Source organism: Pseudoalteromonas rubra (assembly GCF_001482385.1).
Classification (GTDB): Bacteria; Pseudomonadota; Gammaproteobacteria; order Enterobacterales; family Alteromonadaceae; genus Pseudoalteromonas; species Pseudoalteromonas ardens.
This window is the reverse complement of sequence record NZ_CP013611.1, coordinates 1,425,528-1,438,365: the sequence shown is the minus strand read 5'-3', so window position 1 is coordinate 1,438,365 and position 12,838 is coordinate 1,425,528. Positions and strand designations below refer to the sequence as shown.

The window sequence follows — 12,838 nt, the reverse complement described above, 5'->3', positions numbered from 1 at the left end:
CACAATGCAACTCGCTGCCATATCGTATTTTAATTGGCATAGGCACCTTGTACGGCTTGTCCCAGCTATTTAACATCTACCACTTTACTGGCCTTTTTATAGCGTATTTTAAATCCACCCCAGGCAGGGAGTTCCCAGCGTTTTGGCGCATCTTTGCGATTACCTTGTAAATATTCTAGGGTAATGCGTTTGGCGGTAAAGCTATAAGCCACACTCATGGTTAATTCAGGTAAGACAATCTCAAGTGGAAACTTTTCTATAAAGGGGGCGATCACCCAGTCCTCTATGGGTAGATAAAAAAGATCCTGTGCCTCTATCAGCATCAGATCTTCCTGTGCTTCAACACCTAAATCCTCGAGCGCATGTGCTAACCACTGAGCTGCACTCAGCACTGCTGGCATTTCACTTTGCTCGTGTTGATGATATAGCTTTTGATATTCCAGCATGCGATTGTTCTGCTGCCAGAGACCATCAAACAGTTGGTTTTGTTCAATTAACTTGACACAAGCCGGGATCAGCTGGGGGCCTGATGCGATGTGATTTTGTCGCTCTAAAACAACGCCAGCATAGTGACGGATAAGCTCAACCCAGATGGTGTTTTCTTCCAGGTAAGCCCGCTCCAGCGTGGTGTCTGTTTGCGCATGCTGTATCAGCAACGAGCGCGTGACGGGGGCGGCTAACGTGGCCAAGGTGGTTGCCTGTTTAACGCCTTTGCCGGCCAGTGCATAGGTATCTAGCACCAGGATGGCGTCACTTGTGTCACAAATGCGGGATTCTTTTGCAGGTACCACTTCACTGTGACCATTACCAAAGCCACCGCGACGGTTGTCCTTTTTAATGAACAACCAGTCCGGGCGCACAGATGCAATGGCGCTAAGTAACGCATCCCGGTCATAACTGGCGGCTTTATCCAGTGGTGGTAACGCAAAGGCTTCTCTGAGTTGCTGACTGAATTGTCTGGCTTCACGAATGGCTTCGTCTTCAGTCGGCACGCCAGGGGCTTTTCCGCGCAGTAATGCAATGACCAGCTCCAGGTCGCAGTTGTGGGGCAGTGCTTTACTGAGTGCCTCAAGTTGCTCCGTTGACCCCGGCAACCGATATACGCGCGCCGGCACCGACATAACGGCCACAGCATCGATCATCGCCTGGCGCAGACGGTTATCCGGCATACAGGTTATGAGGTGGCCCAGCTCGACATCGATGGGTAGGGGGTAAAGTTGTCTGCCCAGGTCGGTTGCACGGCTGTGTGCGTCAAGAGCACCTATTTTTCTGAGCAGGTCGAGCGCACGTTGCCCGGAGGTGGCAGGCAGGGGGTCGATAAAACTGAGTGTGTCTATCCCCTTGGTGGCACAGCCTGCTGCCAATACCAGCTCTGTGAGGGCTTCTCTGTGTATTTCTGGTGGGGTACTGTCTATTAGTGGCGCATATTGCCCATACAGGCGCAGGCAGAGGCCTTCCTGAGTGCGTCCGGCCCGACCCAGGCGTTGTTTAGCCGAATCTTTACCGATAGCATCCAGGCCGAGTACTGTTTTGCCATTTCTTAAGTGGGTGCGTCGTTCCAGGCCCGAGTCAATCACGCAGGTAATATTAGGTATGGTCAGTGAAGTTTCTGCCACATTGGTTGCCAGAATGATCCTTTGCCGGGGTTGTTGTTGCAAAGCGCGTTGCTGATCGTCCGGCGCACAGCCACTAAATAACGGGACTATCAGCGCATCAAGCGACTTACACTGCGCAGCACACTGTATTATCTCACCTTTGCCGGGCAAGAACACCAGGATGTCGCCACTGGTATGTTGCAGGGCATAATCGCATGCAGCCGTAACTCTTTCACTGAGATTGTCTTTACTTGGCATAGTGCGCATATCTTTGGCAAGAAACTGCTCTTGCACGTCGAACATCTTGCCTTTGGAAGTCAGCAAGGGGGCATCCAGGTAGCGAACCAGCCGCTGCGTTGACAAAGTGGCAGAGGTCACAATCAGGCGATGCGTCTCTTGTTGTTTCAACATGGCAAGTAGCAGGTCCATATCCCAGCGTCGCTCATGGAATTCATCCAGCATGACCGTGTCAAAGTCGGTTAACTTATTTTCGAAGTACCAGCGTAACGCCACACCGGGTGTGGCAAATACGATTTGCGAGTTATCACTAAACACGCCTTCGAAACGAATGGCATATCCAACTTGCTCACCGAGTTTACAGCCTTGTTGCCGGGCGACGTATTCGGCCAGTGACGTGCAGGCAATACGTCGCGGTTGGATCACCAGGACCCGACCTTGCTGAGCGGCCCAGACGGGAAGCTGGGTTGATTTTCCCGAGCCGGTGGCAGCAGCAACAATCACGTTGCCAGCGGCTAAATGATCACAAAATTGGGTTTTAATCTGTTCGATGGGCAAGGACATACGGGCTTGATACTGTTAGATATTTTTTAAAGTGTTGAGGATTTTAACAAATCTTGCTTGAAAAGACTGCCTGTGGTGCGCATCTCTGAATAAAATATCAACGCGTAATAATCAATGACAGAAATCAGTTTACTCGTCGCTTTGGTGGTATTTTGTATCATTTACTGGCGACTCGACGATATCAGGCGCGCTTACTGGCAGCGTAAATATAGCACGCAAACTTTGAATGAGCTGGACAGGCAGGTGCTGCTGCGATATATGCCGATTTATCGCAATATGACCGATGATGATCGGGCTCGTCTGGAGCGGCACATCGTGTGGTTTTTAGGTGAAAAGCGACTGCTCGGTCGTGATGGATTGAAAACCAACCGGGCTATGGCGCTGATCATCGCGGCAGATGCGTGCCTGCTGGTGCTTAATCAACGCTGGCCGCTGTATCCCAATGTCAAAGAGATCTTGTTGTACCCCAGCAGTTATTATGCCGGACAGAATAATCGTGATAGTGCGGGGCTGGTGAGTTTTCATACTGTGGTGCGTCAGGGCGAGTCCTGGCCTGGTGGCACACTGGTCTTGAGCTGGCATGATGTCCTTGAGGGTAACCGATTACCTGAAGATGGTCATAATCTGGTATTTCATGAATTTGCGCATCAACTCGATCAACAGACAGGCCAAACAAATGGCACACCCCGGTTACCAAAAGGAATGAGTTACAAAAAGTGGGGAGAGGTATTATCGCGGGCGTATCAGCAGTTAAAAACGCAATTGGCTTATCACATGCCACATGTCGTACACGAATATGGAGCAACTAATGAAGCTGAGTTCTTTGCGGTGATAACTGAGACGTTTATTGAGAAGCCATTGCAACTTAAGCAGGAAAATCCGGAGTTATTCTATTTGCTAAGCGATTACTACCGCTTTGACCCGCGTGATTGGATCAAATAGTGGTGTGTGTCATCTGGCTGAAATGCGCCAAAGCTCAGGCATAAAAAAACCGCTTCAAATGAAGCGGTTTTTCATCTAAATCAGATTAGGAAAAGCTAATCTCACCACGCTCTTTGCGTCTGTTATCACGCTTGTCACCACGCGGGTCTTTGAAGCTGCGCTTGCGATCGCCACGGCCTTCGTTGCGGCCTTCAAAGCGACGCTCATCACGACCGCCCGAACGACGTTCGCCACCGCGACGCTCACCACCATTGCCTTGATCGGCTGGGTGTGTGCTCTTGGTCATCTTCATTGGGCGCTGACAAATGTAAACGCTCTGGAAGTGTGACAGAGTATCTGCAGGCATATCCTGAGGCAGCTGCACTGTGCTGTGCTCATCAAACAAACGGATTTCACCGATAAACTTGCTTGAGATATCCGCTTCGTTCGCAATCGCACCAACGATGTTCTTGACCTGTACGCCGTGCTCACGACCTACTTCGATACGATAGGTATCCATAGGACCGGTGTTGCGACGTGCATTGCCTTTACGTTCGCCACGCTCACCGCGACGTTCGCGGTTACCGTCACGATTACCATCGCGCTCGCGACGCTCGCGTTGTACCTGGATCTCTTGCACTTTCAGCGGAGACTGCTGCTGTGCCAGGCACAGTAGTGCAGCGGACAGTTCTGTTTGAGTCAGCTCTAGCTTTTCAGCCATGCCTTGTGCCACTTCACTGAAGAACTCAATGTCTTTGTGATCCAGCGCCAGGCTTAGCTTGCCTTGTAGTGCTTCAATGCGCTTTTGCTCAACAACTTTCGCGTTAGGCAGTTCAACCTGCTCGATATCAGAGCGAGTATGACGCATGATGTTACGTAGCAGGTAACGCTCATTACCTTTAACAAACAGGATAGCTTTACCTTTACGACCAGCACGACCTGTACGACCGATGCGGTGAACATAGGCTTCGCTGTCTTGTGGGATATCATAGTTGATAACCAAGCTCAGACGATCTACGTCCAGACCACGTGCCGCAACGTCAGTTGCGATAACGATGTCTAACAGACCGCTTTTCAGACGCTCTACCGTGCGCTCACGGGCTTGCTGGTTCATGTCACCATTAAGTGGTGCTGCAGAGAAACCTTCGCGCTCGAGTAGCTCAGCCAGCTGAACAGTATCGTTACGAGTACGAACAAACACGATAGACGCATCGTAATCTTCCGCTTCTAAGAAACGTACGATGGCTTTGTTTTTATGTGTCGTTGCACGCCAGTAAACTTGCTCAATGGTGTCTACCGTTGAGTTACGTGGTGTGATTTTTACTTGCTCTGCGTTATCTAAATACTTAGAACAAATAGATTGGATCTGCTTTGGCATGGTTGCTGAGAACAAACAGGTTTGTTTCTCTACTGGTGTTTTTTCCATGATGCTTTCAACATCATCGATAAAGCCCATGCGTAGCATCTCATCGGCTTCGTCCAGCACTAAGGCTTTCAGATCCGACAAATCAATGGTCTTACGGTTAATATGGTCAATCAAACGACCAGGTGTTGCCACAATGATTTGTGCGCCACGACGCAGTGCGCTTAGCTGCACGCCATAGCTTTGTCCGCCATACAGAGCCAATACTTCAACACCTTTGGTGTATTTAGCGTATTGGTTGAAGGCTTCCGCGACCTGTAAAGCCAGTTCGCGTGTTGGAGTCAATACTAATATCTGTGGTTGCTTAACGGATGCGTCAACATTGTTTAATAGCGGCAACGCGAACGCCGCCGTTTTGCCCGTACCCGTCTGCGCTAGTCCCAGCACGTCCTTTCTTTCTAGCAATAACGGTATACATTGAGCCTGGATCTCAGAAGGTGATTGATATCCCAGCTCTTCGACTGCCTTCAAAATTGCAGGAGAAAGATCTAAAGATTCAAACGTGACTGGTTCTGACATTAATGCGCCTCAACAAGTTAAAAGAGGCGGCATTGTACAGCAAAGAAAAAACAATTGCTTGCATAAATTGGCACTAATTTTGTAGGTGTTTGATATTGGTCAAAAAATAAACTTATTTATTTTTTTGCTCGTTAAATTGGCTGATAAGTGGCTATTTTTAGGAGGGAATCATGCCTGAATGGCGACTTAAAGGTGATTCAGGCACAGGAAAAGGGGGCTGTGTTACTGGTACAGACCCAGGTTTTCTTTGGCATATGCTTCAAACTCGGTAAATCCACCAATATGGCTTTGGTCAACAAAGATTTGTGGTACCGTCGGGCAAGGCTTGCCTGCGGACTTTTCCAGATCGGCCTTGCTTACGCCTTCTTTAATGATGTCAATATAGCGAAACTTAAAATCGTCACGCTCATTCGTCAGACGTTCGGCCAAGTCTTTAGCACGGACACAGTATGGGCAGCCTTCACGGCCAAAAATTACAGTAAACATCGGTTTCTCCAAATCATTTTGTTTGATAATCAGTATATCGGCCTGTGTACAAAATGAAACCGCCAAAAACCGATGGTTGTGATTGAGAAAACCGATGATGCCTCAGGAGCGATACACGGTTTTAATTAGGTGATAACCAAACTTGGTTTTGACCGGACCATGCACCTCATACAGTGGTTTTTTAAAGACCACGTCATCGAATGCTTTCACCATGTCGCCTTTATTGAACTCGCCTAAATCTCCGCCACGTTTTTTCGATGGACATAATGAGTGTTGTTTGGCCAGCTTGTTAAAATCGCCGCCTTTGGCAAGTTTGGCTTTAATAGCCAGACACTCTTTTTCGGTTTTAACTAAAATGTGGTAAGCGCAGGCTTTTGGCATGGACAGTATCTCCGGACAATCAAAGGCGCAGATCATGCAAGGAGAAGGCCGAAAACGCAAGCCTCATTTGTCTGCGCCCGGCCTTTTCAGAGGAATCGTTTAGAAAGTCACGCTAAAACCAATAGAAGGGCGGATAGAGAAATCGTCTTCCTCTTCTTCTATATATAGGTCGTTAACGGATTTGACTCTGTCGTAATCCAGGTCGATATAGGCAATGTTCTCCTGGCCATAGGCATTCATCAATTCAAAAATTAGCTGGCCATCGTTGCCAAATATCTTGGTTTTTCGCTCGAAACGAATATCCAGGCGGTGGTAGACCTTGAACCGCTCTGAGAAAGGTTCGCCATACACAGGTAAGAAACGACCATCGTGGTCGGGGTTTTCTCTGACCCCGACAATCGGGGTGTAGGCCTGACCACTGCGCGCTGTAAAGTTAAAGCCACCTTGCCATTTTTCATTGATTTCGTAGTGGAATACGGCATTAAACACCAAAGGCGTATCAGCGTAATAATCCCGGGTGATATTTCGACTGAGATCGGTACGCTCACTTTTGGCATAACTTAATGCTACCCAGCCATACCAGTTATCGGTCTTATTCTTGTTGATCAGCAGATCCACGCCGTAGGCTCGCCCTTCAACGTCATTGTTATACAAATCTTCCGCATTAGGTCCGTCATCTATGGCCAGAGGAAGGTCGTCCATGGTTTTGTAATAGCCTTCGACTGACCAGCTCCATTCGTTGTCCAGCTCCTGACTAAAACCAAGTGTAAAGTGATCCGCAACCTGAGATTTTAGTTTAGGATTACCTATTTCTGGCAGGATATATTCTACGTTTTGCATGCGATTGTAGCGTCCTGCCTTGGCTGAAATGATACTGTTTTCAGTCACAAAGTAGCTCACCGCCAGACGAGGCGAGGTGAAGGTTTCATCCGTGTATTTGTTGTGTTGGCTCTGCACGCCCAGCTCTGTTTGCCAGTCACTGCCCAGTTGCCAGATATGTGCCAGGCCGACAAAGCCGCTGTCGATATCAATCGTCCGTTTGCCGCTGATCCGTTCACCTTTTTTGAGATCGCAATCGGGGTCCAGCTCAGTACATAAATATTGGAAGGTGTCGTAACTGTATTGCGTTTCGTTGTCAAAATAGGCCGCATCCACAACCAGTTGGTGGGCCGGGTTAATACGATAGCTCAGGCGAGCCTTGTAGGTGTACTGTTTTTCAGATTCTTCTTCAAAATACCCGTTGGAAATGGTTGCACGGCGACCATACTCTAGCCGACCTGAATGATCGAGCGCGCCAACACCAACACGTAGATGAAACTTGTCATTGTAATGGTCCCACAATACGTTCTGGCTATTGAACTCCCTGATAAAGCGTGCATCGCCCTGGAACTCTGGTGTTTTTTGCGCTAATTCAGAACGCTCATTGAAGCCTGCGGCAGCCGAGTCTTCGGCACCAGTAAAGTTAAAGGTTAATGTATTGTTGGCATTGATGTCCCAAAGAAATTTACCCTGATAATCATGGTCATCCGGGGCATCATTGATGGTGACGCCGGTTGGTTCGCCATCATCATCTTCGAGCTCTTCTCCCTCTTCAAAGAACAAGGGCAGGGTACTTTTTCTGCCCGATATATAGAAAGCCGTACTGTCGCTGAGCTGGCCTTCCACAAACACGCCTGCGTTGAACATGGTCAGGTCCAGCGTAGTGGTGATTGGCTGATATTTGGGGTTACGCAGCGTTACGTCAAAGACTGCGCCCGTTGCATTACTGTAGCTGCTGCCGTAGCCCGCAGAGTAAAGCTGGAAATCCTGAATGATATAGCGGTTAAATATCGAGCTGCCAAAATCATGGAAAATATAGCCCGCAGGCATGAAGTCCACTTCGAACATATTATCACTGGGGCTTGAGCCACGTACGGCCGGCTCACTCATTGAGCCACCAGCCGCAACCACCCCCGGTAGTGCATACACAGCCCGCAGCGGGTCGCCCATAGCACCTGGCATTTCGATGAGCTTTTCTGTGTCTTCTGTGATCTCAGAGGTGATTGAGCTGCGTTTATAATGCACTTCGATGTGTTCCATGTCTGTGCTGGTGTTTGCTTGTGCCTGCAGTGCGATGCAAAGCATGATAGGCGACAGTGCAAACGATTTGTTGAATGACGAGCGCGTCATGGTAGTCCCTTATTGAATCTAAGCTGAATAAGAATGGGGACTAGTGTATGAGAATAAATCGTACCTTTGTTTTATCTAAGGGTAAGAAATTGTCGATTACCCCTACATTTTCTTACACTTAGCTTCGTAGTTTGAAGATGTCAAAGTCTGGCGCGTATTCCCAGCTCACTGGAGTAACCGACAGAGCGCTCGACTACTTTCAGGTCATCGGATAACACATAATAGGTGGGGTAAGCCTTAACCTTATAATCGGAAGCGGTATGGCTGTTGCCGAGCAGAACAGGCATGCTCAGTGACAAATCGCCAACAAAGGTGCTGACCGCATCTGTACTGTCAAAATCCAGCGCAATGGCGACGGCGTTGACTTTGCCTTGCTCATGTAATTTGTTGAGGTTAGGCATACTGTAGCGGCAAATACTGCACCAGGGGGCGAAAAAATACACCACAGATTGCTGCCCTTGCAGAGACTTGATGGTCACTCGCTGTGTGGGTTGCTCCAGTAGAGGTAAAGAGAAGTAGGGAGCAGGGGCTTTGCCATCGTCAGCCAGCATGCCCAGTTCCTGGTAGGCAGTGATAGCCAAAAAAACGATGGCAAAAATAATGAGTTGTAGAATTGTTTTTATCATGCGCGCTCGCAAATTTTGATCTCCGAGCGCGAGTATAAATAAAAAAATGGCAACAACACAATCAGTCGTAGATATTCTCTCCCAGATATCGTTTGGCTTTTTGTGGCTTGATCCGGGTCAGATCAACCAGTACCAAACCATCGATACAGTTGTTGAAGTCCGGATCGATGCTGAAACTCAGGAAGTTAACCCCATCAGGTTCGCATAATTCAGTATATTGTTTAAACAAAGTTGGGACCTGGGCACCCATATTGGCCATGATATGCTTGAGCTCCGCAAAGTCTTCTTTAATATCATTGCCACAAAATAGCTGGGCAAAGTCCTGTTGCTGCGATGGCGTAAATTTAAATTCGTTTTTTGGAGTTGCCAGAGATGCCAGGTTTGAGAAGTAATGCTGATAGTGGTAAATCAGCATGGCTTTGGCTTTATCTGGCAACGCATTAGATAAACTGACAGCACCAAAAAGGTAGCGATGCTGTGGGTAGCGTTTCACAAAAGCACCAATCCCATACCAGAGGTAATCCAGGCTCTTGCGTCCCCAGTATTTTGGCTGTACAAAGCTTCGGCCCAGCTCAAGGCCATGCTCGAAGTAGGGTTGCATGTGCTCAGCATAATTGAACAAACTGGTGGTGTATAAACCGTCTTTACCCTGTTCGTTAATAACTGATTGCGCACTGGCCAGTCGGTAAGCACCGACCAGCTCAAGGTGTTTTGCATCCCACAGCACCAGATGTTGGTAGTACATGTCGTACTTGTCGATATCACGGCGCTTGCCGCTGCCTTCCCCTACAGCGCGAAAGGCAATCTCTCTAAGCCGACCTAGCTCGCGAAAAATAGGTGAACTGCCCTGATATTGATAGAGGTAAATTTGCATACCATCCTGAGTTTCGCCGAGTCGCTCGCACGTTTCAATCGCTTGTTTCAGCTCTTTTTTACATTCAGGCACGGCAATGGGAGACTGGGTTTTCAGTGGTAAAGACTTTTTCGAAGCCAGCCGATAAAGCTGTTTTCGGATCAGCGCGACGATTTCTTTATCTTTGAGGTTTTCCAGCAAATAGGAGGCCGGTGGAATACTGGCGCCAATCTCAAATTCCAGCGATTTTTGACGTTGTTTAAACATCTCCTTGACCAGCAACAGACTGGCTAAGGGTTTGTAGATCATTGACGTACCGTAAAATAGCGGACTGTTTTTCGCTTTAATGAAAATAGGCAGAATAGGGCAATTCGCTTTTTTGGCCATGCGCAAAAAGCCTGAATTCCACTTACAATCTTTGATACCGGTTGGGCCAAGTCTGGACACCTCTCCGGCAGGAAAGATCAGCAACGCACCCTCTTGTTTGAGGTGATGATGAATATTGGCCAGCTCCTGTTTACGACTCGCGCCAGACAGGTTGTCTACCGGCAACAGCAAGGAGTGCATGGGCGTGAGGGACATCAACATTCTGTTGGCGACGACTTTGAGATCAGGGCGTACCTGAGCCAGTACCTTAATCAGTGCAAGTGCATCCAATGAGCCGATGGGGTGATTGGCGACTATCACCACACTGCCTTCGCTGGGGATATGCTCTATTTGTTTGGGCTTAAAACGGGCATCGAAATCCAGCTCTTCCAGCACCTGCTCGACAAATTCAATCCCTTGCAGGTGTGGGTATGTATCAGCAAATGCCACAAATTCTTGTTCATGGAGCAGGTAGCCCAGGCCTTTCTTTACCAGGCCTTTTACTTTAGGTGAGTTCTCTAATTGAGGCAGGTTTGCTTCAATGACCTTATCAACACTGATCATATATTCATTCTCAAGTTCTATAACCGCTTCCGTCAAGATTAAAAACTCTCTATGACAAGCAAGTTGCAACTGTATGTCAGTTTGATGGCCATCGCGTAAGTACACCTATAGGCGAGAATTTTGATACAGTGGCGTCAGATAAAAACAGAACAAAGGGGATCGCATGGCATTATTAGTCTGTGTAACGGGCAGAGACAACAGTAAACTGATTGCTGGATTACGAGAGAGCCTGCCTGATACAGATATCAGAGAGTGGCCACATACGGGTGACCTGGCTGAGATTGAGTTTGTGTTGGCTTGGAATGCGCCTGAGTCTTTATGGCAACAACTGCCCAATCTGAAAGTGGTTCAATCGTTTGGTGCGGGTGTAGATGGCATACCTTTAGCTGCGTTGCCATCAGGCGTCCAGGTATGCCGAATTGTGGACCCTGCGCTTGCGGATGATATGGCTGAGTATGTATTGGGGCATGTGCTCGCGCATAAGCTACGTTTGAGTTTGTATTATCAGCAACAGCAGCATCAGGTCTGGCGTCCTAAGCGGGCCTGCAGTGGTCGTCGTGTGGGTATATTGGGGCTTGGGCAGCTTGGACAAGTGGCTGCCACAAAGCTGAGGCAAAATGGCTTTGAGGTACTGGGTTGGTCAAGGAGTGAAAAAAAGATACCGGGTATCAACACGTTTTGGGGGCAGGCGCAGCTGACTCGATTTGCCTCGCAATGTGACTACCTCATCTGTTTGTTACCCCTGACGGCTCAAACTCGTGGCATTTTAGATGGTTCGTTGTTTGAGGCGATGCCAACGCATGGGGTGCTGATAAATGTGGCCAGAGGCGCGCATCTTAATGAAACCGATCTGCTCCATGCGCTGGATACTGAGCAAATTGCAGCGGCTACGCTAGATGTTTTTACATCAGAGCCGGTCGAACCCGAGCATGCGTTTTGGCTGCATCCAAAAATTACGATGACACCCCATGTGGCTGCGCTGACAAGCCTGAGAACGGCTATGGCCCAAATAGTGTCGAACATGCAAGCGATGCAAAAGGGTGAGCCTTTGTCGCATTGTGTGGATATTAGCCTGGGTTATTGATTTACACTTGTTAATACTCACAAATGCAAGTGAGTGCAACTTTGAGGCCCATCGTGTGGCATCAATTTTATGTCACCCGGAGCATGATGCGCTTCATTTTCCGGGTCATTGAGTGCTGGATTGGCGTGATACAAAATACTGTATAAAAAAACATCTTGTGACATCTGATTACATTCAGTAAGTTATGAAAAAAAATAATAAAGAGTCGCTTTTCATGAATGGTAATCAAGGTGGCGTTAAGCTTTCCGTTGTTCTGTTTACGGTTATTATATTAGGTGTAATGGCGTGGTTTAATCAGGCCAATGCAGAGTCTCCTGAGGCGACTCACCAAAATAATGAAGAAGCAGTAATCACGTCCTCAGAAAGCTAACATAGGATAGCAGCGCTGGCTGCTATCATCGTTTTGCATGGCGTTCTCGGTTTTCCACTTTCTTCTCATCACTTTTTTTCAGCAGCACATAGGTCGCACCGTTTCCACCATGACAACTCAGCGCCGAATGAAAGGCGAGTGTTTGCGGCATTTCCTGTAGCCATTTATTGCAGTAGCTTTTCAGTATAGCTGGAAAGGGTTTGCTCTTCAGACCAATGCCATGACGTATCAATAAGACTCGAATACTGCGTTGGTGACAGTCGATGATGAAATCAAAGAGAGACTTTCTGGCTTCACGGAAAGGCTTACCATGCAAATCCAGGGTTGCGTCAATTTGATACTTGCCGAGCCTGAGGTTTTTAAATACCCCTTGTTGCACGCCATCTTTCTTGTAACTAAGCAGGTCGTGTGGGTCGAGCAAGTCTACATATTCGGTGGAGAGAAAATTTGGATCGAAGTCTTGTTCCTGCTCAGCGGCTTCCCGACGTGCAAGCTGTGCCAGTGTAGGCTCGTTTTGTTGACGCCTGAGCTCAGCTTTTTTGTCTTGTGCTAAGGGGACCACGTCCCCCATTGAGGCGAGAAAAAGTTCTTCATCTGTCATGGCCATACTGCGTCTCCAAAACCAATGGGTGTGGCCAGATTGTAGCGCAGGCTCAGAAATTAGAAAATATCTTTAAGTC

The 12,838-nt window shown here is 48.1% G+C and carries 11 protein-coding genes; 3 read left to right on the top strand and 8 right to left on the bottom strand.

The features are described from left to right. Positions 1-65: 65 nt before the first annotated feature. Positions 66-2,396 carry a DEAD/DEAH box helicase gene (locus AT705_RS06460; protein ID WP_058795960.1) on the bottom strand — a complete coding sequence of 777 codons (2,331 nt, stop codon included), beginning with the start codon at positions 2,394-2,396 and terminating at the stop codon, positions 66-68. 114 nt (positions 2,397-2,510) lie between these two features. Here AT705_RS06460 and AT705_RS06455 point away from each other — a divergent pair, with 114 nt between their 5' ends. After that, the gene (locus AT705_RS06455) at positions 2,511-3,338 is read left to right on the top strand and encodes a M90 family metallopeptidase (protein ID WP_049866368.1); all 828 of its coding nucleotides are present in this window, start codon (positions 2,511-2,513) and stop codon (positions 3,336-3,338) included. An 85-nt stretch (positions 3,339-3,423) separates the two neighbouring features. Here the strand turns inward: AT705_RS06455 and AT705_RS06450 are convergent, their stop codons facing one another. From AT705_RS06450 to AT705_RS06425, 6 genes are all read right to left on the bottom strand, one after another. After that, on the bottom strand, positions 3,424-5,259 hold the full coding sequence (locus AT705_RS06450) for a DEAD/DEAH box helicase (RefSeq protein ID WP_058795959.1): 1,836 nt from the start codon (positions 5,257-5,259) through the stop codon (positions 3,424-3,426). 222 nt (positions 5,260-5,481) lie between these two features. Then, the gene (locus AT705_RS06445) at positions 5,482-5,745 is read right to left on the bottom strand and encodes a GrxA family glutaredoxin (protein WP_049866370.1); all 264 of its coding nucleotides are present in this window, start codon (positions 5,743-5,745) and stop codon (positions 5,482-5,484) included. A gap of 102 nt (positions 5,746-5,847) precedes the next feature. Then, positions 5,848-6,126: a peptidylprolyl isomerase gene (locus AT705_RS06440; protein WP_010382504.1), complete on the bottom strand. Its 279-nt coding sequence runs from the start codon at positions 6,124-6,126 to the stop codon at positions 5,848-5,850. A 99-nt stretch (positions 6,127-6,225) separates the two neighbouring features. Next, positions 6,226-8,295, bottom strand: coding sequence for a TonB-dependent receptor plug domain-containing protein (locus AT705_RS06435; RefSeq protein ID WP_058795958.1), 2,070 nt, complete (start codon positions 8,293-8,295; stop codon positions 6,226-6,228). A gap of 140 nt (positions 8,296-8,435) precedes the next feature. Then, on the bottom strand, positions 8,436-8,921 hold the full coding sequence (locus AT705_RS06430; protein ID WP_058795957.1) for a TlpA family protein disulfide reductase: 486 nt from the start codon (positions 8,919-8,921) through the stop codon (positions 8,436-8,438). Positions 8,922-8,982: 61 nt separating this feature from the next. Then, positions 8,983-10,704, bottom strand: coding sequence for a GNAT family N-acyltransferase (locus tag AT705_RS06425; protein ID WP_058795956.1), 1,722 nt, complete (start codon positions 10,702-10,704; stop codon positions 8,983-8,985). Between the two features lie 163 nt (positions 10,705-10,867). On the opposite strand from AT705_RS06425, the gene AT705_RS06420 reads away from it, so the two are divergent. Together AT705_RS06420 and AT705_RS06415 are read left to right on the top strand one after the other, a co-directional pair. Continuing rightward, positions 10,868-11,788, top strand: coding sequence for a 2-hydroxyacid dehydrogenase (locus tag AT705_RS06420; protein WP_058795955.1), 921 nt, complete (start codon positions 10,868-10,870; stop codon positions 11,786-11,788). Positions 11,789-11,972: 184 nt separating this feature from the next. Further along, positions 11,973-12,158, top strand: coding sequence for a hypothetical protein (locus AT705_RS06415; protein WP_058795954.1), 186 nt, complete (start codon positions 11,973-11,975; stop codon positions 12,156-12,158). 25 nt (positions 12,159-12,183) lie between these two features. Here the strand turns inward: AT705_RS06415 and smrA are convergent, their stop codons facing one another. Continuing rightward, positions 12,184-12,765, bottom strand: a complete 582-nt coding sequence (smrA, locus tag AT705_RS06410) for a DNA endonuclease SmrA (protein ID WP_058795953.1) — start codon at positions 12,763-12,765, stop codon at positions 12,184-12,186. Positions 12,766-12,838 lie beyond the last annotated feature (73 nt).